The sequence below is a fragment of the Companilactobacillus miaonis genome, from assembly GCF_036913615.1.
Lineage (GTDB): Bacteria > Bacillota > Bacilli > Lactobacillales > Lactobacillaceae > Companilactobacillus.
Genome location: NZ_JAYKTX010000005.1, coordinates 170,555 through 192,977 on the forward strand (window position 1 = coordinate 170,555; position 22,423 = coordinate 192,977).

Here is a 22,423-nt window from a genome sequence, read left to right on the forward strand (position 1 = left end):
TCATGAGTCTAAATTTGCGTGACACTTTGTAAAATACGAACAATATTTAATTTCACAAGATAAATAATCGTCTTTTTACGGAATATCTGTTATACTCTTATTTGTAGAAAAAATCCTAGGGGGTTATATCGTGGAATCATCAAATTTAAGCTTTATGGAGAAATTATTTCATCTCAAAGAAGCTCAAACAACGGTTAGACGTGAAATTATGGCTGGTCTAACGACGTTTGTTTCAATGGCCTACATTCTCTTTGTCAATCCGCAAGTTCTCGGGGTCGCTGGTATGGACAAGGGTGCGGTCTTCACGGCCACTGCACTTTCGGCTATTTTAGGTTCGGTTTTAATGGCACTTCTAGCCAATTATCCAATCGCTATTGCACCAGGTTTAGGTGACAATGCATTCTTCACTTATTCAGTTGTTCTAGCGATGGGTATTCCTTGGCAAACGGCTATGGCTGGTGTTTTCATGTCCAGTATCTTGTTCTTGATCATTTCAATCGTTAAGTTACGTGAGATCGTTATCGACTCAATTCCGCACGATTTGAAATTGGCTATGGCTTCAGGTATCGGTTTATTCATCGCCTTTGTCGGTTTACAAGGTGGTGGCTTAGTTGTCAGCAGTAAATCAACATTAGTAGCGATGGGTTCATTAACTGTTCCAACAACTTGGTTAACTATTTTTGGTTTAGTCGTCACTGGTTTATTGATGGCTAAAAAAGTTCCTGGATCAATCTTCATCGGAATGATTCTTTCAACTATCGTCGGTTTGGTCACAAAATTGATTCCTTTACCAAAACAGATCATCTCAACTATTCCAAGTATGAAGCCTACTTTTGGGGTCGGAATTGCTCACATGCCTGACCTCGCTAACCCACAATTATGGGCAGTTGTTTTAGTCTTCTTGTTAGTTGCTTTCTTTGATACAGCTGGTACTTTGATTGGCTTGGCTGAACAAGCTGGTTTCATGAAGGACAATAAGATGCCTAGAATCGGTAAAGCTTTGATGGCTGATTCTATCTCCATGGTTGGTGGTGCTGTGATGGGTACAACGCCAACAGCTGCTTTCGTTGAATCTTCCGCTGGTATCGCCGTTGGTGGTAGAACTGGTTTAACTTCATTGACTGTTAGTGTTTTGTTCGCTTTAGCAATGTTCTTCTCTCCACTTTTAACTATTGTTACAACTAATATCACGGCTCCGGTTTTGATCATCGTTGGTATTTTGATGGCTCAATCTATGAAACAAATTGATTGGAGCAAGTTTGAAATCGCCATGCCAGCTTTCTTAACGATTGTTGGTATGCCACTGACTTACAATATTTCTTACGGTTTTGCTTTCGGTATCTTGTTCTACCCATTAACTATGTGGGCTGCTGGACGTGGTAAGGAAGTTAAACCTGTGATGTATGTGTTGTTCGTAGTCTTTGTTATCTTGCTTTATATTATTAATATTTTGCCTGGAAAATAGATTTTGAATAGTTCTTTCCTTATGTTAGATGGTGGTTGATTGCCGTCTTCAAATCATATAAATATTAAAATTCTTTGGTGGACTGGAATCTTCTTTGATTCTGGTTCACTTTTTTTATTGTGACACAAATAAAAGCAATGTAACTTTCATTAAACCTCATTTTTTTGGCAAATTTCTTGCATTTAATGTATGATTATGTTAGCGATTACATAAATATATAAATGCTGTTTAAAGGGGATTTTTTTATGTATTGGAAAAAAATTTGTCGTGGATTGCTTTTTGCCATGATTTTTTTGACGTGGAGTTGGTTTGCTCCACCTACTTTAGTTCAAGCGACACCCACTTATGATGATGTTTTGAAAGCAGCTCCTAATGGTATGAAGTTAGGAGACCTTTTTGAGTACCCTGCTTCCTATAGCGGCACTAAAACCGTTTCTAATCCGGTAAAAATTTTGCCTGCTGGGGACAAGAATCCTACTGATGTTATTCAAATGACCGATGGAGATGATCAAGCTTCTGCCATTTGGGGACGGATGATTGCCTCTGATGGTTCAGATTACAACTACTTTGATTTATCTAAAGAACAAACCATTTCTGGTTGGATGTATATCGGCCCTAAAACTGGTGTTAGTGGTGACGGAATTGCCTTAGTCTTACAAAATGATCCTAATGGTATCAATGCTATTGGACGATATTATAGAGAGGGCGATTTCATTGGTCTTGTAAAAAAAGTAGATGTTCCTGCTGAGGGTGAATCTTTGGGTGTTTATGGTGGTACTGGTACTGATAAAAATGCTAGTAGCGTTACAAATGAGAAAACTCTTGCAAGTAAAGCCATTCAAAATAGCTTTGCTTTGGAATTTGATGCGTTTAGAAATGCTTCTTCTGCAACTGACAAACCGGACAAATTTAATGATTCACTTTTAAAATCACCAGTTGATGATTTATTTGATGGTCTCTTCGATATTCATGGTGTTAGTGCAGTCAAAGAACAGCACGTGGCTTGGTCTTATCCTGGTGATACTAGTACTTATATACTTAAAACAGCAGCAGTTCACTATTTTTACGGAATGAATCACAATAATACAATTCAAAGTCTCGTTATTTCTAGTTACAACTCTGGTGAATCGGCTAGAGATGGTTGGCATCATTTTTCATTTAGTTATAAACCAGATGAGAGTAACAAAAACATTGGTTATATCAGTTATATCTTCAATGACCGCTTGACAGATGGATCTGTTAAGCCTTATACAACTTGGGATAAACGTCCTAAAGATGGTGATTCACCGATTGCAATCGACTTAACTAAATTCAATTTGCCAGCTGGTGAAACGAAGGTTCGTTGGGGCTTTACTAGTTCGACTGGTTCTCCTAACAGTGAACCTGGTTCTAATGCAATTATTATGGAGAAAATCCCTTCTGTTATTGATATTACTTCTACCAACAGCCTTTACGATGTCACTCAAGAACGTTCTATCAAGGATTTGGATAAGCGTTCTGGATCTAGTGGCAGTGATAGTGATTATACGGTTGGTGATGGGGATAAGTTGGCATTCACTTACGACCTGCAGTTCCACTCGGGAATCACTGGGACTGGTAATATTACTGCCCAAATGCAGCTGCCACAAAATGTTCTCTATCAAAATGATGAAAACAATCGTATCGGTGAGATCACTTATGCTGACGACCCGAATAGTACGACTTATATCAGTGCCTCGCAGTTGACGACGAGCAAAAATAATGACGGTAAAGACGTTCAGACTTTGAGCCTGGATCTGGGTGCTTTATCGAAAAATAGTACCGGTGTCAAAGTTACGATTTATGGAACTGCCAATGCCCCGACTAGCAACGTTTTGAAGCGCACCAAAGTCGCACCCGAGCACACATCTTACAAGAGTGATTACTATAATGATGATGTCATGAGCTATGGCTTTTACATTACCAACGAAAAACTTCAAATCACTCCGACTGAAGAAACGCAGAAACAGACGGTCAAAAAGGATGCGGATTTCACGCTTGACGGTTCGGCTAAGTATCTGATGACCAGCAAATTCACGGGTGACGATTTGACTGCTTACGGGCAGATTTTTGACGAGAATGGCGTGGATACCAAGTTGCACAGTTCTTGGAGCGTCCCTAGCACCTTGGATGCTGAAACCGACGATTATTCACTGGCAATTCCAGCCGGGATGCTTGAACCTGGAACGTACAAGATCAAGGTTCGTCTCGCCGACAGTCAAGGATTAGTTTCCAATACCGTTACTTACGATATTACGGTAACCGACAGTGAGTTAGTCCTTACTCCAGATGAAACAGTTATCAATGTGACCGACAATAAACCTGTTAAAATCAGTGGCAATTATAAATATTCTGACGACACCGACTTTAGAGCAAAAAATGTTACCAAAACTTATGAGATCAAAAATTCTGATGGAACAATTCATAAGATCACTCAGACGATGGCTCACGATAAAGTAATTGATTACTCACTCAAGCCTATTGCCTACGATCAACCACTAGACCAGACTTTAAGTGAGTTTTTGAAGAATCCTCCTGAGGAAAATGTTCTCAAAGAAGGTAAAAACGAAGTAACCATCACCGTTGCCGATGGTGATTTTGCTGAAGCTTCAGCAACCGTTATCGTCAATGTTCCCAAGCTCAGTCCAACAATTACCGCAAAATCAAATCAGTTGACCGTTCTAGGTCCAACTGGCAATATCCATTTCCCAGTTGATTTTGATTATGGTAGTAAGTACACATTAGATAATCATGAATTGATTGGTGTTTTCCAAGTCGATTCACAGACACCAATCAATTTAAAAATCGACAATCCAATCACAACACAAAATCAAGCTTTTGATATGAGTTTTGACTTAACCGGTAACGACTTGAAACTACCGACAAACCAAGATACAAGCGTGGTATCAGTCTACTTCACTGATCCGTATGGGCGAAAGACCAACACTGAAAGTTTCAACTTAAAAATTTTGTCCAAAGCCTTAGAACTAAACTTCAACAACTACCGCTTTGAAACTATCGACCCCAAGACCTTCACACCGGGCTATATCGAACGTTCTGGCGACTGGGACCTTGACGTGACGAGTTACAAAGCCAGTTGGAAGCTCAACGCTTATGCCGATAATCTAAATTACGCAACTTCCGGCAATAAATCCGACCTTTCAATGGATTTCGTCGATAAAAATAATTTGGCCACTACCCTAAGTAACAATCCACAAATTGCCAAAAGTAACGATCAAAAATACCAAGTAGTCGATATTTCTGATCAATGGAACGAGAACAATGGTATTTTGTTGAAAGCTCAAAGTCTACCAATTGCTGGCGATTACCAAGGCACAGTTTATTGGGATTTGACTGAGAGTATTGAATAGGATTTGATAGAGGCTTTATTTAGTTAAGACCTTCTTATTCATATAAATATGTTTCTTTAGCAGATTAGAACTCTTCTGAGTCTAATCTGCCTTTTTATCATTGTTAAAAATAAAAAAGCATATGCCAATAAACATTTGACATATACTTCTAAAAACTTAAAATCCAAGTTTACTTAATGTATATTCCTTTGATGCAGCTATTTGCATTTCTTGCCAGTTAGAAAATTTAGTATTCTTAGATACATGTGCATCTAAAATTTCATCAGGTAGTTCTTTGAAACTATCAGCGTCTGTTACTCCAACTGCATCAAAAAAATCATTCATTGTTTTATACTTTGTGTTTCCAATCATAAAAGAATCATTAAATAAATCCTTGAACTCTACCTTGTGGGTACCATCTAATCTTTCGGCGTTCTTTGACAAAGAATTTAATTTTTCGGAAAACTCATCTATTCCAGTTATCTTTAATCCCATTTTTGTACACCCCCTTTCTTTGAATACTATATTGATTTCTTTATGGATAGTTCCTATAGAGCAACACGCCACCTATAAATGTCTTGAAAACAATGATCACTCATTGCATTTGACTTAGCCAAAATCAATTTACCTGCTTGTAAAGCAAATATTCACTTGAGTTTTCATGGTTTTCCAAAAAATTCTCGAATTATTTTTATTGGCAGCCTAATTCTACACAACAGTAAATTCATTTATCTGTACTAATTAAATAGTTACAAACTGCTCGGCCAATACTGATATTCAAATTAAACATAGATTCTAAATGATCCATCCTTAATATGATATAAGTATACCAGAACACAAGTTCGTGTGACGATGAAAGAAATGAAAAAAATAAAACTATAAATTTTCTATCACATATTTATTGAATTAATAATTACTACTATCAAGCATCCCCCATTATAATATCTATCCAAAAAAACAGTAGGATACCAATCCAGTCTGGAGCGACAGCGCTGTATGGTCTCAGCCGTGATATTCTTGTTAATGCTTTAGCATTTACAAGAAGACCAATCTTGAAGACATTTTCCGGGTTTGAAAATGGCTTCAAGTTGCGTCCACAGCGTTCCAGACCATACAGCGCCGAGCGGAAGACGTGAACATACCACTACCCTAACTAAGGAACCAACACAAAAAATTATCATTTCCCCAAAAACAATATTTTAAAATTTATTACAGACACAACCTTGTGAATACGCTATCATAATCTTATAAGGATTTTAATTTATGAATAAAAAGAAGGTGTCATTTTGAATATTGCTTTGATTGTGACGATTGTGCTAGTTATGGCGGTCGTCTTTGTCAATGGTTGGACTGATGCACCCAATGCCATCGCGACTGCGGTTTCGACTCGAGTTTTGCGACCGAATATTGCAATTTATATTGCCGTCGTGATGAACTTTTTGGGGGCTCTGGTGATGACCATGTTCAACGCTCAGGTTGCCGAAACTATCAGTAATATCGTTAGTTTTGACGGATCCGGTAACGCTAGTCAGATTGCTTTGGCAGCCTCACTTTTCGCTATCGTGACTTGGGCTGTTGCCGCATGGTGGTTCGGAATTCCAACTAGTGAATCTCACGCTTTGATTGCTGGGTTGACCGGTGCTGCCATGGCTTTAGGAGGCCTCGGTGCTGTCAATGCGGGCGAATGGTGGAAGGTTATCATCGGCTTGGTCGTTTCCACGGTTTTTGGACTCGGTGGCGGTTACATAATAACCAAGATAATTATTTTAATTTTCCAGTATGTAAATCGTATTACCGCTAATAAAATTTTCACCTTTGGACAGGCTATCAGTGCTATGGCGATGGCGTTTCTCCACGGGGCACAGGACGGACAGAAGTTCATGGGCGTGTTCATGTTGACACTTTATTACAACGGACTCGTTGGCAAAACTGACGGCGGCTTCACGATTCCTATCTGGGTCATGGTGCTGTGTTCAGTCACGATGGGAGTCGGTACGTCTGTCGGCGGCATGCGCATCATCAAGTCAGTCGGGATGGACATGGTTAAGTTGGAAAAATATCAGGGATTTTCCGCAGATTTGAGTGCAGCCATCACGCTATTTTTTTCCTCATTATTTGGAATTCCCGTTTCAACGACCCATACCAAAACAACCGCAATCATGGGAGCAGGCGCTGCCAAACGACTTTCCTCAGTAGATTGGTCAGTCGTGCGCGATATGGTGCTAGCTTGGGTTTTGACTTTCCCAGGTTGTGGACTGATCGCCTACTTCATGGCAAAACTATTCATGGCAATATTCTAGGGGGAAAATTATTATGGCACGTAAAAAGAAATTCGATTTTTTTGGGGCAATGGAACATCTAGCAGACGACGCCCTGAAATCCAGTAACTTATTAAATGAAATCATCAAAGATTTTGACACTGAGAAACTACTCGAACAAAGTAAAGTTATCAACAAAATTGAGACTGACGGTGACGACGACGTTAAAGAAATCATGCACGAGCTTTACATCGCCTTCATCACCCCAATCGACCGGGAAGACATCGTTCAATTAGTCGACAAACTAGACAATATTATCGATGGCATCAATGGTTTAACTTATGAATTCCACTATTTGGATTTAAAAGAAATGCGACCGGGAACTGACGAATTCATGGATCTAATCGTTGAAGCCGTCGAAGCAGTTCAATATTCCGTCCGTGAATTCTCACACTTCAAGAATTCCAAATCTCTATCCAAAAACGTCGACCAAGCTAACCACATCGAATCCCTTGGCGACACCCTTTACACCAAACAATTGAGCATCCTCTTTAGAGAAAAAGACATCGATCCTATCGACGTCATCCGCTGGCAAAAAGTCTATGGCGGTTTTGAAAGAGTCCTCGACGCTTGCGAAGATTGTGCCGATGTTATCACCGGTTTGGTTATTAAGAACAGTTAAAAAAAGCTATCTTGATTGGTGTTTTCCAATTAGGATAGCTTTTTATTTTTAAATTAATGATTGTAAAACGCTTAAAACATCTTCTTTTTGTGGTCTAACATCATATGGAATTTGTTTGAACGTCACCTTTCAACAAATCATAATAATCCTTATCCAATAAAATAGCCGACAGACTCGGATCATCACCTCCAGGAACAGGAGTTTTATGATTTTTTAATTTTAATGGATATTTCAAATCCGGATGTGAGAAAGTTTCAATCATTTCTGGAACATTTTCCTCTTCCGTCCTAAACCTATAATAATGAGAACCCGTTTTCTTATCAGTACCACTTCCACTATCCCAATAATTGTGAGCATTAAGAAATTTTAGAAAATGCTTTGAAAATCCAGTATTTTTAAGTTCCGAGATTATAACCATATCATAGTCTTTGGTTCTTCTAAATCTAAAGTTAGTATCCTCATACAAATCTTCATTTAGTAGTATAGTCGCAGCATTTCCACCAATAATGCAATAGTAATCAGTATAATCTTTAAATGCTTCTGTGAATGCATCATATTTCATGAGCTCCAAACCCTCTCTAACAGATAATCAATTTCTGACAAAATACGATCATCTTGGGAATTTTTAAATAATAAAAATAAATGTAACGGATCAACTGAATTCTGTGAAAAATCTAAAAATTTAATTAACATCTCACTGAATATTTTTAATTCATATTTCTCTTCTTGAAAAATAACGTGCCCACTATCAGCATAGTTTAAAACATTTCTATCGTTCACTACTCTTATACCCGACTTAAAATTCTCTGATATATCTTGAATAATTGCAGAACCTGCAACATAAATATCTGGCCCATCGTAAGAAATCATGCTGTTCTTACTTAAAGCGGAATCACTACTCAAAAGAGAATCCTTTATATATGGAACAATATTTTCATTACGGGGCACAATAATATCTTTTTCTTTAATTGGTCTCTGTAAAAGATCTTGATTAGCCATAAAAAGTTTCCGACTATTAAATGTTACAATATATTCCTTTTCTTTAGTTTCTCCTCGAGTTTTTAAAACATTGTGCTGTATTAAATCCTTAATAGCTCTGTTAAAACTCGTACGATTTTTAATTCCTAATTTTTTCCCTATGGAATTAATAAATTTAGCCCCACCTTTAAAACGATACATTCCTCCAACAACACAAGAGAATAGTGATTCATTGCCATTTGAAACAATGCTTATTCCTCTTTTTTCAAAACTAAGCATATCAGAAACTATAAACATAAAAAGTCTTTGCCCCATAGTACTTAATGTCATATTAATGCTTTCATCAATTAAAGTTATTGGATGAAGATTAACGTTCAAATTAGGTATAAAACTTTCGCCCTCAAGTGTTATAAAAGAAATTCCATTCGACAATACTCTCTTTCTATCTTTATTATTAAGCTGAGAAAAAACAAAAATCACTAACTGATTCTTATTAAGAGCCGACTCTATATTGAATTTAAGTTTCATTACTCTACTCATGTTCATATCATCAACCGTAACCAATAAGATTTTCTCATTATAAATAAATCCGTAAAAAAAGCTGAAACGTTTTTTATCTGATATTGTCAACTTTGGAATATTGAGTGTTATAGGAGTTATTTTATCCAATGGAAAGCCATATTGTATTTTTATACTTCTTAATTTTTCTATCCAAGTATCCATTTTTACTTCCTGTCTTTTCGATTGTAACAATATGATTTCATTGTAACATATTGTTGTTACAATGAAATTGTATTGTTACAATCATTGGATTAATACCTATATTATCAGCATTTATAAGATCAATAAGAACTCAAATTTAATAAAAATCAAAAAGAGTTATCTTAATTGGATTGCCTCAACAAAATTGTCCAAAAAAAAAGAAACCAAAATGGTTTCTTAGTTATCAAAATTAATCAACTGTAATCTGATGGCATTCAAAACTGCGATGATTGTCACACCCACGTCAGCGAACACAGCTTGCCACATATCGACCAAACCAAAAGCTCCTAACAATAGGAATAAAATCTTCACGATCAAAGCAAACGAGATGTTTTCAATCACGATCCGGCGGGTCTTTTTGGCAATCTTTAAAGCTTTAGAAACTTTGGAAGGTTCATCCCCCATGATGACAATATCGGCTGCTTCAACAGCGGCGTCTGATCCTAAGCCACCCATGGCAAACCCGATATCAGCTGTGGTCAAAACTGGTGTGTCATTGATCCCGTCACCAACGAAAGCAACCTTTTTATTCTTTTGATGAGAAGTTTTCAACAAGTCTTGCACAATTTCGACTTTATTCTCTGGTAAAAGACCGGAAAATACGTTACTCATGCCTAATTTGTTGGCCATCGCCTTCCCGACAATTTCGTTATCCCCAGTTAACATGACATTGTTGTGAATACCACGATTGTTCAATAACTGGATAGCTTTTTTCGCATCAGCTTTTTCCACATCCGCAATCACGATACTACCTAAAAATTGACCCGCTAAGGCAACATAGACTACTGTCCCAACAGTTTGTGGCTCTTTTACAGAAATTTGTGCTTGTTGCATAGCCTTAAGATTGCCGACAATAACCTCTTGCCCGTCCAAGTGAGCAGTCAATCCGTGACCAGCTTGTTCCTTGGCATTGGCGATTTGCAGCAGTTTTCCGTGGAAAGCCTTTTGAATCGAGCTGGCAATCGGATGCGTCGAATTTTTTTCAACACTGGCTGCGATTTGGAGTAATTTATCACTTGATACACCGACCGGATTCGTTTCAATGACTGAGAACTGCCCTTTTGTCAGCGTTCCTGTCTTGTCAAAAGCTACCGTGTCGACCGAATTCAAGGCTTCTAAGTAGTTACTCCCCTTGACCAAGATTCCTTGCTTGGAAGCTGCCCCGATTCCGCCGAAGAAGCTGAGTGGCACCGAGATGACCAAAGCACAAGGACAAGAAATTACTAGGAAAACTAATGCCCGGTAAATCCAAGTATTCCAATCACCCGTCAAAAGTGAGGGAATAATTGCTAAAGCGACTGCCAAAACGACTACGATTGGAGTATAAATTTTAGCAAACTTCGTTATAAATTTTTCTGTGTCAGCCTTCTTACTGCTGGCATTCTCAACCAAATCTAAAATCTTAGCGACCGTTGAATCGTTGTATTCCTTCGTGACCTTGATTCGCAAAGTTCCAGTTTGGTTGATCGAACCACTCAAGGCCACATCCCCAACTCGTAAAGTTTGCGGCATCGACTCACCCGTTAGCGCAGAAGTGTCAACTGCAGAATTTCCTAAGACAACCGTCCCATCAAGGGGAATCTTTTCACCCGGTTTAACGAGAATTTCTTCACCAATTTGAACGACGTTAGGATCAACGACCTTATTTTGTTGCCCCAGAACTAACGTGGCAGTCGTCGGCTTCACTTCCATCAAAGCGGAAATCGAGCGTTTGGACTTGTTGACGGCAATATCCTCGAAGGCGTTGCCCAACTCGTAGAACAACATGACCGCAATCGCCTCGGGATACTGCTTGAGAATGATAGCCCCGATAGTGGCAATACTCATCAAGAAATTCTCGTCGAAAATCTCGCCATGCAAAATATTTTTGACAGCCTGGAAAACGATTCTGGCCCCGATAACTAAGTAAGCAATCACCAACATGGTGACACTGATACTTGGAGCAAACCATTCTCCTGAACCGAGCAACAATAAAATAAAGGAAATCAACAATCGAATAATCGTCCCTTTAGTTTCATTGGAGAGCTCATTTTTAAATTTTTTAGTAGTTTTTTTAGTTTTTAAATCAGTTTGGACATCGTAAGATTTCATTATTTCGTCCTCCTTGAAAGAGTTTACATGCTCATTTGAATATATGAGCATTCATTCATATATGAATTATAATATAATGAAGTATCAGAATGCAACCAATTTCAATAAGAGGATCAATAAATGTCAGAAGAAAATTTTGAAGCTGAGCATCAAAAAGCATTACAGCATTTAACACAAGAATTGCCAAACGATAAAGACCTAGAAGCTATGGTCAACGTATTTAAAGCCTTCGGTGATATGACAAGAGTGAAAATTATTTTGGCTCTAGCACAAACTCCTTTGAGCGTGGGTGAAATTGCTGACACTCTAGGGATGAGCCAGTCATCGATTTCCCACCAACTCAGTGTTTTGAAACAATTAAATCTCGTTTCTAACGCCAGACGCGGCCGCAATATCCACTATCGTTTGAGTGACCAACATATTATTACTATTTTTAACCAGACTAAAGAGCACATTATTGAAGACGATAATGACTACTAAAAAAGGACTCCTTAATGATTGAAATTATTTTAATTAACAATTATTAAGGAGTTCTTTTTTTATTAATTTCATACTTGTAACCGTACGCTCACCCTATTTTCTTTGGTATACTTTTTTTGAACACAGAATCCTTATATTTTTTCATTTATAAATAAAAAATGAGATGAACAATTAATGGATACTTTAAAATTAACTGACGAAGAAGCTCAAAAATTGATAGACTTATTAAAATTAACTCTTACAAAGCAAAAATTTATTTTAAATGAAGGTCTTAGAGGCAAGATAAAAATCGTAGGTAAACTTAATGGAAATGATCATTATTTTTTTCTGTCCTTTATGTATGCGATAGACAATATTCACTTAAATTTTTATGATGCTGTCACAAATCACACTTTAGTTCGAATAAATTTAGACAGTAAATTCCATAAAAATTCCGATGGCGTTATTTGGGGAAACAGAGTTGAAATTTTTTCTAAAGATGAATTTATAGCTAAAAATGATGGTGTTACCCAAATAAAAGCTTATTCATTGCCATACAAGAATTTTAGAAATAGTAATGACTTTTTTGATGCATTGGAAGACATTTTTAACTATACTAACGTTAAAGATCATAGAAGTATTACTTTTGAAAAAAATAATATTTTAAACATAGAGCTTTGAGAGGAGGTCTAGTAAATGTCAGATAATTTTGATTCCACAAGAATAGCTAATGAATGGTTACAATCTATAAAAGATCAATCTAGATTCATTCCTTTAGACGGTCAGAAAATTAGATTTAATACTCCTTTCATCGATCCGTTTAGTGATGAAATATCATTACTTATAGTTTCAAATTTTGATTCGACATATACTATCTCTGATCAAGGATACACAATATGGAATCTCGAATCACGGGGAATAAACATAACAAAAAAGGGATCCACAAGATTAAACTTAATAAAGAATATTTTGAATATGAATCAAACAAAATCAAACAATACCTTTGATATATATAAAACTGTTTCATCTCGTGAAAGTATTGCACAGGCAATTAATGATGTACTTGACAGTGTAATTAAAGTATCCGACTTAGCTTATAGTAATAGAAATAATACTAGAAGCATCTTTAAAGATGATGTATTAGAATATATTGCGCAAAATAAGGAAAAATTTAGTGTTGACTTAGGACTTTCCGTTAAGGGAAAATCAAATCTTATCTACGATTTAGATTTTGTTTTTAGGCCTCAATTAAAGATAAGCAAATGGGCAAAGCTTTATACTACTTTAAATAAAACCACTACTGAAATGATTATGGGCATTTGGTTAGATACAGAAAATTATCGTAATCAAAATATTGGCAACAATACATCTTTCAATATTATTGTTCAAAGTATGGATTTTAAATCTGAACGGTTTAAAGAAAATTTGATTCAACACAATATAAATGTCATTTCTTTTGAAAATAAAGCAGATTTTAAGAAAAACTTTGAAATTATTGCTTGATAAAAAGATCACGCTAACAGATTCAGTTAGTGTGATCTTTTTTACAATAATTACAAATACTCAATTCAGAAAACACATTACTTTCAAACACTTCACTACGTTTCAAGTTATTTCGATTTAGTAATTTAGCTAAATTATCCACAGTCATTTTCACACCTCATTTTCCATGATGATAGCAAGCATGTTATCAAAAGTAAAAATATTAAACCAACACTGAAACATTCCGTACCTCACTTAAATGAAAGGTCTTTTGATTATCAAGATAAAATTTATTCTCATCGTGCCCAACTACTTCACCTACTAAATCGTCAGCCACCTGGTGATTGGCATCAAAAGTATTCAATTGTACCTTGACGATTTGGTTGTATGAATATGATTGCATCAACAATTTGGTAATTTCTTCAATCGTCTGCTTAGGACGTAAATTATTTTCATGCTTGAGTTTTTTATCAGCTTTTTTCAAGGCAGCCGTGTGATCGGACAAGTAGAAGCCTTGCCATTTCATTTTGCCACGGTCGTGGTAATAACGGTCAAAAAATATTTGGACTGTTTGGGAATCAGTTGCGTTTTTATTCATCGAAATGTCTCCTTCTTTGAATCAATTCTTGCTTGTAAGGCCATTTCAGACCGGTGAAACCATCATACATGATTGTAAAATGATATTTTGATAATATTTTAGAAATTATTTTTTCTAAATATGATAATTTATAATTATTTATTGTGTGTAAGGGAATCGAATGACGACGTTTATTTTTTGGTTGGATATTGATAAAAAAATTGTAGGTACGGTCGTAAGTATCGTTGACAACTTGCAAATAGTACTCGGTTTGTGGACGACGTTTGAAGTTTAATTCGATCCGTTCCAAGATGATTTTTAAATCATCATTCATAGGCATTGCCACCGTTGTGACCACCAACTAAAGTCGAACGATTGATCGCCGTGCCGCCTTTTAAGAGACTATTGGCGTAAACAATCGAGTTAAAACCATATCTAGAGCGGATTTGGTCGATGACATTCAGACAATCCTCTTTTTGACATTGTTGTGCGATTGAATCAAAGAAATCTAGCTGTTGAAATGTTTTATCAGTTAATTTAGACGAATAAATCGCTAAATTTCTGACCGTCTGTCCCTGCCAATGAGTTCGAAACATCGTCAATAAGACTCGACAAATTTCTCTATCGTTGTCAGTCGGTGGTAAATTGCTGGCGACGTTGAAACCACTCATGCCGTTTTCACTATCTTTGAAAGAAAATCCGACACCTAAAGAGAGACTGCCGGCTAATTTGTGGTGATGACGTAACCGAGAAGCAACTTGTTGCCCCATCTCTTTAATAACCGTCTCAATCTCACTTTGAAAAACGTAATCTCGCGGTAGAACCTGAGAGTTGCCTAAGCTGTGGTTTTTAGGCGTGATATCCTCATCGAGTTTGGTGCGGTCAACACCCCAAGCGATAGCGAATAATTGTTGGCCAATCAAACCTAATTTCTCCGATAAGTAAAACGGATTAGTGTGCGCTAACTCATACATATTGTGGATTCCTAACCCATTCAGACGCTTAGCCGTTCGTTTGGCGATACTCCAGACAGCCGTCAGATCCTGGATCGACCAAATTTTCTCCCGTACCGTACTGTAATGAATCTCGCCCATCAACTCCGGATCGTGCTTGGCGTAAATGTCCAAAGCAATTTTGGCTTGAACTGGATTATCCCCAATACCTACCGTGGTGTACAGTCCCAAACGTTTGCGAACGGTACGTTGAATCAAGCGGGCAACTTCTCTTGGTGAGTCTCCGAACAACTGCCAAGATTTAGTCATATCAAGAATCGACTCATCAATCGAATACGGCCACACATCACTTTCAGCCGCAAACTCGTGGAAAATACTGTTTATTTGTAAATTACGTTTAATATAGAGATTCATTCGTGGCGGAACTACGATCAGACGTGGATCCTGTGGTAAATCACGTTGTCGAGAAACATTAGCCTTCAAGTGGAACAATTTCTTAGCCATCGGTGAAGTCGCTAAAATCAGACCACCATTAGTATTCTCTTGCTCACTCATTACCACCAAAATAACTTTCAGAGGATTCAAACCACGCAAAGTCGCCTCAACACTGGCATAAAATGATTTATTATCAATCAAAAAGTACACCCCACGTGGCTCATTTGAATAGTCGTAATTCATCGATTCACCCACCCTCTTTTTTGCTTATGTCTTCATTATACGAACATACGTTCTAATTTTCAAGAACAAAAAAAGCGCACCTTTAAAAGATACGCTAACTACAAAATTATGCTTTGACGAATTCATCAGTAGCGACCCTATAATAGGTCACACCACCAATGACAACTTTTTCATCAACCTTCCAAGCCGTGTTTGCTTTCAGACTATATGGCAACAACTTACCAGTAGCTGAATAAAGTGGGGTTTGCGAAGTAGTCTTGTAAACTGTCGGATAAGTATTTTCCAAACTGACCGAATTTACAGGCACCCATTCGTCAGTGGCGACCCGATACATCTTGACACCGTTGATAGTCGAAACTCCGTCCGTCAACCAATTCGTGTGTGCTGAAAGGCTAGCATCAACTTTTTGTCCTTCAGAATTATAAATTGGTGTCACGCTACTCGTATCGATCACTGTCTTGCTTGTTTCTGGTGTGAAGACGAACGAATTTGCAACGGGTAAATATTCATCAGTAGCTACTTGATAATAATTTTGACCGTTGATAGAAACGATCTTGTTATAATACCAAGCTGTATTTGGAGCCAATTCGGCTGGAATCCTTTGACCGAGTGAGTTGACCAATTGGGTAACTTGATTATGCGTTCTGACGATACCTTGTGAAACTTGTTCAGTGGTAATAGTTGGCTTGGTATTAACCGTTGCGGCAGTTGTAGTCGATGTTCCACCTGAAACATTTTGGCTAGTATCTGTAGCGTTCTTCCAGATTAAAGGTTGAGAAATCGTGCCAGAATAACTCAAAGTTGAATCGCCATAATTTTTCACAATCGCTGCATCAGTATTGGTACTATTGGCGTTACCAATCACACCATAAGTCAAAGTCGTCGCATTTTCATTTGGATTAGCGATGTTGTAAGTATCACCACTGACATGCACCAGATCATCATCAACTGGTGTATCGACAGTAGGTGTGAAGTGATATTGGGATGACAAATCATCACCATCAAGGCCCTTCAATGGTTCAGCTGTAAAGGTCAAACCAGATGGATCATCAGTTGTAGCATAAACCGGTGAAGTACTTGTGACCTGATTATTATTGATCATCACGGCAACATAACGGTCACGATTGATACCAGATAATGGCGTTAAATCAGAAATCGAACCATTATTTAGCGTTATAGCGTTGTAAGAATTACCATTATTGGCAAATTTTACTAACCAAGGAGCAATTGTGGTTAATTCTGATTGTGATATTCCGGCATTAGTTGGAAGTGATGAGTCCCCTGTCAATTCAACGTTATACGCATTTGAAATATCCAAATTAGTTAATTGTGAAGTAGAAATTTCTTTAGCACTAGGATCACTGAAATTACCTTCCAAACTCAAACTGTGTAAAGGCACATTATCGAGTGGCGTCAAATCAGGATTGGCGTTGGCATCAGAAGCCAATTTCAATTGGATATTGATAGGAATGTCCTTTGGAATGTAAGTGAGTGCTTGCAAACCAGAGAGACTCTCAATTGGTGTATCTTGTTGGTCGGTGATTGATGGATCGGTTTGATCTAAGTATTCTGTTTCCAACAAGTCGAATTCAGTTTGACCGTTACTACCGTAGTTTGCGAAATCTCCTTGCGTGATAGCTTGGCTGCTGGTTAAGCCCAAACTATTTTTGACCATAGCTTCTAGGGTTGGATCAGTGATAGTAACTGGCGTATCGTTTGCAGTCGTTGTAGGCGTAGTATTCGTTACTGGTTGAGTGGCACTATTTGTATTAGTACCAGTTGAAGTCGTACTTGTGGTTGGCGTAGTTGTAGTACTTGTATTGGTCCCAGTAGTGGTATTAGTATTTGTTCCTGTTGTCGGTGTAGCAGTTGAGGCTGTTCCTGTGGTTGTATTACTATTCGTCCCTGTTGTCGACGTGGTTGCCGTAGAACTAGTAGGCGCAGTCGTTTCTGTTGAACTCCCACTGCTAGTCGTATCAGCTTTCACATTTTGCGTGGGCAATGTGGTTAGAATCATTGCGGAAAATAAGGTTACTCCTAAATATAGACACTTTTTATTCAATAGCACAATTTATCATCCTTTCATCATCTTCACGGTCAATCTTAATACCCTCATTAATATGTAGATGATAATTAGAATTGTATTGTACCCTTCGTCTTGGCAACAAAAAAAGCCTTCCGACCAAAGTCAGAAAGCCAAAATTTATTCACTATAATCGTAACCATTACCGATGGAACCAGATTCTTCACCAGAGGAAGTACCTTCAGAAGTTTCGCCACCAGTTTCAGTTGAGGAACCTGCTCCACTGCCACTATTGCTGCCAGTCGATGAACTCGAACCACTGGAAGAGCCGCCACCGTAGTAGTTATTTGAAGAAGAACCACTACCAGAGTTGCCAGTATATGAAGAGTTCGAACCAGAATTTGATGGTCTCCAAGTTGAACCTGTTGAGCCACTTGAACTACCAGAATAAGAATTAGAATTGGAACTAGTTGTACCACTATTAGCAGAAGTAGTACCACTGTTACTATTAGTTCCTGCAGTTGTATTAGTTGAATTGTTAGTCGTGTTATCCGTGGCCGTCGTGTCGTTACTATCAGCGGTCGTATCAGTTGTATCAGTCTCGTCCTTTTTCTCGGATTTCTTCTTATCAGACTTCTTCTTCGATTTCTTTTTCTTCGTCTTCTTAGTAGACTTGATCTCTTCGCCAGACTTGTAGGCAATCGAACCAGTCTTCTTTTCCCGCAAATTCAAACTGTTACGTAGAAAATCAGTCACATCTTGTAAGTCAGATTTATCGACGATCTCCATTTTTTGCTTAGCAACCGTCGCAGTCTTGCCTTTTAGTTGCATCTTAGAAATTTGATTGTCATTGTCGATGAAATTCTTCGTCAACGCGCGGAAATCATCAAACGTCAGATCAGTTTGTGTTTGTTTGGCCAAAGAGTTGTAGAAATCCTGATTCATCAAGGAAACCAGTGAATCCCCATGACGCAAGATGGCGGACAAAATTTCAAACTGGTGAACTGCTGAATCCTTATCACGCCTGCTATAAGCCAGTGCCTTTTGACTGTCCATATGCACCCGCTTACCTTTGGTGAACGTGTATCCTTGATACTTGAACGAACTAGATGGCGTGATATCGATTCCGTTCATAGAGTCAATTACTTGATCCAAACCATTCATGTTGACGACTGCATAAAAGTCAATCGGCACATTCAACAATTTTTCCACCGAAGTAATCGCCGTCTTCGCCGAACCGAATGAATAAGCCGTGCCAATCGTCGCCGGTGACTTATCTTCAAAGCCCGGAACCACGATACTAGTGTCACTGTCGATATTGACGATTGAAGTCTTGCGAGATTCCGGATTGATCGTCACGACCATCATTGAATCCGTCTTACCAGAATAATTTCGACCCGATTTATCATCTTGTGTACCCATCAACAAGATCGAAACCGGGGTCTTTTTTTCCAAGATAGAACTAGTATTTCTATCCTTATTCACGCCCGAAGGCGCAAACGAACTGTTAATAGCAGCCTTAACACTACGATAATGCGTCATTGAATAGGCAGCCGTCCCCAAAACTAGAAAAGCTAAAATAATCAAAAAGACATTTCTAATCGTATGTTTTCTGTGTCTGTTGTGCATTTGTATTCCCCTCTTTGAAACAACCAAAAATCATTTTCAAAAATATATTTTTACCTTAATACCTAAATTTTATCATATTTACCAAGGGGTTTACGGCGATTGGGCAAAATAAAAAACATACTTAAGAAAGTATGCCTCATCACATTAACCATATTCATTTTAACTGAGAACCAAACACTTATATTTCATCTTCACTATTCCAGTAATACATTCCTAAAAACTCCGCAAATCCTTCCGCACTAATCGTACCAGCATCGACAGCAAAATCCAATTCACGCGCACATTTACCAAATTCCAAAAAGAACCTCGAACGAATCGCCTCCGCCATTTCAAGCTTTCCTTCATCTAGCCATTGCTCAGCACAATCGACGTACAATAGCTTAACATGTTCATCCAACAGACCCCCACGGATATCCAATTCCAAATCCGCCAACGTTTGAAAAGTCGAGTAAACCAACATCGAAATGTCATTGTGATTCTCAAAACGCTTCTCAAAATCCAGATTCTCAAGCCCTTCAAAATCATCTAATTCCTGAAGCTCATCACCATCTAAGAAATCACTAACAAATTCATAACCATCAGCCTGCTCCATAAATTGTCTAAAGTAAGCCAGCACCTCAACCGAAAAATAGACCCTACCTTCACGATTCAATTCCTTCAAAATATCGATCGATTTAACTTGTTCTTCTTGATCATGATATTCACGTAAACACATAAGTAAATTCCAATCTAAAATAATCATCGTACTAGTAGAATTTTCCATAAATGTTTTCCTCATTTATATTATTTCGACAAAACAACCCGTTTCATCGTACTATCATTGTGCCGAAAACTTCTGAAAAAAGAAACAATTTCCAGTAATTTTTTTCAAGCCATTTTCAGCAAATTTCACCAATCCCCATCACACTACAAACGTTGTTAAATCAATGATTATAACCATAATTCTGAAGATATAATTAATCAAATCAATCATTATTACAACTTCGAATATCGGTAACCATTTGAAAAATAATAAAAATAATTACTAATTCGTATCAGCAATTCGATTCATCAAAAAGTCCCAAAATTCATTAACCTCAATCACATTCAAACGATTAGTAAAACCTGCATGCCGAACAAAATTTTCATAACCCAGACAAAAATCATTCTGAATCTTCATCATCTTTGAATCATCCCCGGCGAAATCTACAAAAATTAATTCAGCATTCGCAAATACCAGCCCATTTTCAAGATCCATTTCTAAATCCTTCAAAGTTTGAAAAGCCGCAAAACGTGACATTGCCAACCCATCAGCCCCAGAGAAACTCTCAGAAAAGTTGAATCCTTCCAAATCTTCAAACTCAGCCAACTCCGCATTTTCAGCATCACTCAAAAGACAACTAACAAATTCAGATCCATCATTCGCCAACAAAAATTGCTTAAAGTAACTTAAGACCTCAAAAGAAAAGAAAATCTGACCTTCAGCTCTCAATTTTTTCAAAAAATCAAAAATATCAGGTCGTTCTTCGTTAATGGTAATTTCTCGAATAGACATAAGTAAATCCCAGCTTAAAATAATTTTAGGCGCTGAATTAAATTTCATATAATTCGCCTCTCTTCCAAATTTTATTCGATAAAACTGAAATGTTTTACCGTTCCTTTATTATGCAGAAAAATGAAAAAAGAAGAAAGCGAAAAACACAGTTTTTTCAAAAAAAATTTCATTGATTTTTCTTAATAACCATCATTTAACAAGCGTTAATATATCAACGTTCTTAGTCCATTCCTTGATGAATACAATTAATCATTTCACCTTTTATCATAATGCTAATATCGTAATTTTTTCCGAAAATAAAAAAAGCATACCATACATGATATGCCATTATAAAAACTAATATCCAGAATTTGAATAACCACTATTACCAGAACCAGTTCCATTTGAAGAACTAGAATTAGATTGAGAACCAATATTATTGATATCTTCAGTGGTCTGATTTGTCTTAGAGCTTTCAGTAGATGGATCATATGCAATAGTACCAGTCTTGGCTTTAGATAAATCAAGATTCTCACGAATGAAATCAGTAACACGTTGCAATTCTGATTTCTTCATAACTTCCATACTTTGTTTAGCAACTTCCTTACTTTCACCTTGTAGGTGTGTTTCAGAAGTATTCTTTCTTACGGAGTTATAATCTTTAGCAAGTGTTGTCAATTCATCAAAAGTTAAATCTGTTTGTGTTTGATCAGATAATGAATTGATGAAACTTTGATTCAATAAAGTGGAGATTGAAGTACTTTTATGTACCAATGAAGTAAGAACTTCTCTTTGACGAGTTTGGCGACCATAATCACCCTTTGGATCATCATAACGCATACGAGAATAAGCTAAAGCCTTCTTACCATTCATATGAGTCTTTTCGCCCTTTTTGAAACTATAGCCTTCATAAGTAAAACTCAATGTAGGAGTAACATCTACTCCACCAACTTTATTAATAACCTTTTCCATACCACCCATGTTAATGAGCGCATAAAAATCAATTGGAACATTCAAAAGTTTTTGAACAGTATTAATTGCAGTCTTAGTTTGACCATATGAATACGCTGCATTAATTTTAGCTGGCGAAACTGACTTGTACCCAGGAATATTAACAGCCGTATCACGAGGAATACTTGTTACAGTTGTCTTTTGATTCTTAGGATTTAAAGTGATGACCATCATACTATCAGTACGACCTTTATAATCACGCCCTAAAGCACCCGTATCTGTCCCCATTAATAAAATGGAAATAGGTTTCTTATTCTTTAAAGCATCACTTACATCACGTTCTTTAGTTACGCCAGATGGTTTAAAAGAACTATTTACAGAATCCTTTACACCACGATAGCGTGTCATTCCATATGCAGCTCCACCTAAAACGATTAATAGAATTACCGCTAAAAATACGTTCTGAAGTGCTTCATAATTGTTAGACAAGAAATCTAATGATTATGGAGCACTTTTTGTATGGTTAAATATAGTTTTGATTTGAAAGCAAAAGT

The 22,423-nt window shown here is 37.3% G+C and carries 19 protein-coding genes; 7 read left to right on the top strand and 12 right to left on the bottom strand.

Going from position 1 to position 22,423, the window contains the following annotated elements; translation table 11 throughout:
- Positions 1-154: 154 nt before the first annotated feature.
- Positions 155-1,465 (top strand): NCS2 family permease, encoded by a 1,311-nt coding sequence (locus U8521_RS05855; protein WP_334332393.1) that lies wholly within the window; start codon positions 155-157, stop codon positions 1,463-1,465.
- Positions 1,466-1,710: 245 nt separating this feature from the next.
- Positions 1,711-4,854, top strand: coding sequence for an L-type lectin family protein (locus tag U8521_RS05860; protein ID WP_334352151.1), 3,144 nt, complete (start codon positions 1,711-1,713; stop codon positions 4,852-4,854).
- 156 nt (positions 4,855-5,010) lie between these two features.
- Here the strand turns inward: U8521_RS05860 and U8521_RS05865 are convergent, their stop codons facing one another.
- Positions 5,011-5,328: a hypothetical protein gene (locus tag U8521_RS05865; RefSeq protein ID WP_334352152.1), complete on the bottom strand. Its 318-nt coding sequence runs from the start codon at positions 5,326-5,328 to the stop codon at positions 5,011-5,013.
- 827 nt (positions 5,329-6,155) lie between these two features.
- Here U8521_RS05865 and U8521_RS05870 point away from each other — a divergent pair.
- Positions 6,156-7,133 (top strand): inorganic phosphate transporter, encoded by a 978-nt coding sequence (locus U8521_RS05870; RefSeq protein WP_334332139.1) that lies wholly within the window; start codon positions 6,156-6,158, stop codon positions 7,131-7,133.
- 13 nt (positions 7,134-7,146) lie between these two features.
- A complete protein-coding gene (locus tag U8521_RS05875; RefSeq protein ID WP_334332138.1) occupies positions 7,147-7,773 on the top strand; it encodes a DUF47 domain-containing protein in 627 nt (208 codons plus the stop codon).
- A gap of 100 nt (positions 7,774-7,873) precedes the next feature.
- Here the strand turns inward: U8521_RS05875 and U8521_RS05880 are convergent, their stop codons facing one another.
- From U8521_RS05880 to U8521_RS05890, 3 genes are all read right to left on the bottom strand, one after another.
- The gene (locus tag U8521_RS05880) at positions 7,874-8,335 is read right to left on the bottom strand and encodes a hypothetical protein (RefSeq protein WP_334332137.1); all 462 of its coding nucleotides are present in this window, start codon (positions 8,333-8,335) and stop codon (positions 7,874-7,876) included.
- The gene (locus U8521_RS05885; RefSeq protein WP_334352153.1) at positions 8,332-9,474 is read right to left on the bottom strand and encodes a hypothetical protein; all 1,143 of its coding nucleotides are present in this window, start codon (positions 9,472-9,474) and stop codon (positions 8,332-8,334) included. Before U8521_RS05885 ends, U8521_RS05880 begins: the two co-directional genes overlap by 4 nt.
- Positions 9,475-9,690: 216 nt before the next feature.
- On the bottom strand, positions 9,691-11,604 hold the full coding sequence (locus tag U8521_RS05890; protein WP_334352154.1) for a heavy metal translocating P-type ATPase: 1,914 nt from the start codon (positions 11,602-11,604) through the stop codon (positions 9,691-9,693).
- A gap of 120 nt (positions 11,605-11,724) precedes the next feature.
- Here U8521_RS05890 and U8521_RS05895 point away from each other — a divergent pair, with 120 nt between their 5' ends.
- The 3 genes from U8521_RS05895 to U8521_RS05905 all read left to right on the top strand — a co-directional run bounded on the left by U8521_RS05895 (position 11,725) and on the right by U8521_RS05905 (position 13,566).
- The gene (locus U8521_RS05895) at positions 11,725-12,084 is read left to right on the top strand and encodes an ArsR/SmtB family transcription factor (RefSeq protein WP_334332134.1); all 360 of its coding nucleotides are present in this window, start codon (positions 11,725-11,727) and stop codon (positions 12,082-12,084) included.
- A gap of 174 nt (positions 12,085-12,258) precedes the next feature.
- Positions 12,259-12,744 (top strand): DUF6978 family protein, encoded by a 486-nt coding sequence (locus U8521_RS05900; protein WP_334352155.1) that lies wholly within the window; start codon positions 12,259-12,261, stop codon positions 12,742-12,744.
- A gap of 15 nt (positions 12,745-12,759) precedes the next feature.
- Positions 12,760-13,566: a DUF1828 domain-containing protein gene (locus U8521_RS05905; RefSeq protein ID WP_334352156.1), complete on the top strand. Its 807-nt coding sequence runs from the start codon at positions 12,760-12,762 to the stop codon at positions 13,564-13,566.
- A 202-nt stretch (positions 13,567-13,768) separates the two neighbouring features.
- Here the strand turns inward: U8521_RS05905 and U8521_RS05910 are convergent, their stop codons facing one another.
- The 8 genes from U8521_RS05910 to U8521_RS05945 all read right to left on the bottom strand — a co-directional run bounded on the left by U8521_RS05910 (position 13,769) and on the right by U8521_RS05945 (position 22,277).
- Positions 13,769-14,143: a hypothetical protein gene (locus U8521_RS05910; protein WP_334352157.1), complete on the bottom strand. Its 375-nt coding sequence runs from the start codon at positions 14,141-14,143 to the stop codon at positions 13,769-13,771.
- Entirely contained in the window at positions 14,136-14,456 is a 321-nt protein-coding gene (locus tag U8521_RS05915; RefSeq protein WP_334352158.1) for an acetyl-CoA carboxylase, read from the bottom strand. Before U8521_RS05915 ends, U8521_RS05910 begins: the two co-directional genes overlap by 8 nt.
- The gene (locus tag U8521_RS05920) at positions 14,449-15,753 is read right to left on the bottom strand and encodes a Y-family DNA polymerase (RefSeq protein WP_334352159.1); all 1,305 of its coding nucleotides are present in this window, start codon (positions 15,751-15,753) and stop codon (positions 14,449-14,451) included. Before U8521_RS05920 ends, U8521_RS05915 begins: the two co-directional genes overlap by 8 nt.
- Before the next feature lie 106 nt (positions 15,754-15,859).
- On the bottom strand, positions 15,860-17,821 hold the full coding sequence (locus tag U8521_RS05925) for an SLAP domain-containing protein (RefSeq protein WP_334352160.1): 1,962 nt from the start codon (positions 17,819-17,821) through the stop codon (positions 15,860-15,862).
- Between the two features lie 135 nt (positions 17,822-17,956).
- Positions 17,957-19,405, bottom strand: coding sequence for an LCP family glycopolymer transferase (locus U8521_RS05930; RefSeq protein ID WP_334352161.1), 1,449 nt, complete (start codon positions 19,403-19,405; stop codon positions 17,957-17,959).
- A gap of 178 nt (positions 19,406-19,583) precedes the next feature.
- Positions 19,584-20,168 carry a hypothetical protein gene (locus tag U8521_RS05935; RefSeq protein ID WP_334352162.1) on the bottom strand — a complete coding sequence of 195 codons (585 nt, stop codon included), beginning with the start codon at positions 20,166-20,168 and terminating at the stop codon, positions 19,584-19,586.
- 261 nt (positions 20,169-20,429) lie between these two features.
- The gene (locus U8521_RS05940; RefSeq protein WP_334352163.1) at positions 20,430-20,987 is read right to left on the bottom strand and encodes a hypothetical protein; all 558 of its coding nucleotides are present in this window, start codon (positions 20,985-20,987) and stop codon (positions 20,430-20,432) included.
- A 288-nt stretch (positions 20,988-21,275) separates the two neighbouring features.
- On the bottom strand, positions 21,276-22,277 hold the full coding sequence (locus U8521_RS05945; RefSeq protein ID WP_334352164.1) for an LCP family protein: 1,002 nt from the start codon (positions 22,275-22,277) through the stop codon (positions 21,276-21,278).
- Positions 22,278-22,423 lie beyond the last annotated feature (146 nt).

Coding starts and splice junctions, on each gene's coding strand:
- U8521_RS05945 (WP_334352164.1), bottom strand. CDS start 22,277: ATGACACGCTATCGTGGTGTAAAGGATTCTGTAAATAGTTCTTTTAAA.
- U8521_RS05930 (WP_334352161.1), bottom strand. CDS start 19,405: ATGCACAACAGACACAGAAAACATACGATTAGAAATGTCTTTTTGATT.
- U8521_RS05870 (WP_334332139.1), top strand. CDS start 6,156: ATGGCGGTCGTCTTTGTCAATGGTTGGACTGATGCACCCAATGCCATC.
- U8521_RS05855 (WP_334332393.1), top strand. CDS start 155: ATGGAGAAATTATTTCATCTCAAAGAAGCTCAAACAACGGTTAGACGT.
- U8521_RS05935 (WP_334352162.1), bottom strand. CDS start 20,168: ATGGAAAATTCTACTAGTACGATGATTATTTTAGATTGGAATTTACTT.
- U8521_RS05885 (WP_334352153.1), bottom strand. CDS start 9,474: ATGGATACTTGGATAGAAAAATTAAGAAGTATAAAAATACAATATGGC.
- U8521_RS05880 (WP_334332137.1), bottom strand. CDS start 8,335: ATGAAATATGATGCATTCACAGAAGCATTTAAAGATTATACTGATTAC.
- U8521_RS05900 (WP_334352155.1), top strand. CDS start 12,259: ATGGATACTTTAAAATTAACTGACGAAGAAGCTCAAAAATTGATAGAC.
- U8521_RS05940 (WP_334352163.1), bottom strand. CDS start 20,987: ATGAAATTTAATTCAGCGCCTAAAATTATTTTAAGCTGGGATTTACTT.
- U8521_RS05905 (WP_334352156.1), top strand. CDS start 12,760: ATGTCAGATAATTTTGATTCCACAAGAATAGCTAATGAATGGTTACAA.
- U8521_RS05860 (WP_334352151.1), top strand. CDS start 1,711: ATGTATTGGAAAAAAATTTGTCGTGGATTGCTTTTTGCCATGATTTTT.
- U8521_RS05875 (WP_334332138.1), top strand. CDS start 7,147: ATGGCACGTAAAAAGAAATTCGATTTTTTTGGGGCAATGGAACATCTA.
- U8521_RS05890 (WP_334352154.1), bottom strand. CDS start 11,604: ATGAAATCTTACGATGTCCAAACTGATTTAAAAACTAAAAAAACTACT.
- U8521_RS05910 (WP_334352157.1), bottom strand. CDS start 14,143: ATGAATAAAAACGCAACTGATTCCCAAACAGTCCAAATATTTTTTGAC.
- U8521_RS05920 (WP_334352159.1), bottom strand. CDS start 15,753: ATGAATTACGACTATTCAAATGAGCCACGTGGGGTGTACTTTTTGATT.
- U8521_RS05865 (WP_334352152.1), bottom strand. CDS start 5,328: ATGGGATTAAAGATAACTGGAATAGATGAGTTTTCCGAAAAATTAAAT.
- U8521_RS05895 (WP_334332134.1), top strand. CDS start 11,725: ATGTCAGAAGAAAATTTTGAAGCTGAGCATCAAAAAGCATTACAGCAT.
- U8521_RS05915 (WP_334352158.1), bottom strand. CDS start 14,456: ATGAATGATGATTTAAAAATCATCTTGGAACGGATCGAATTAAACTTC.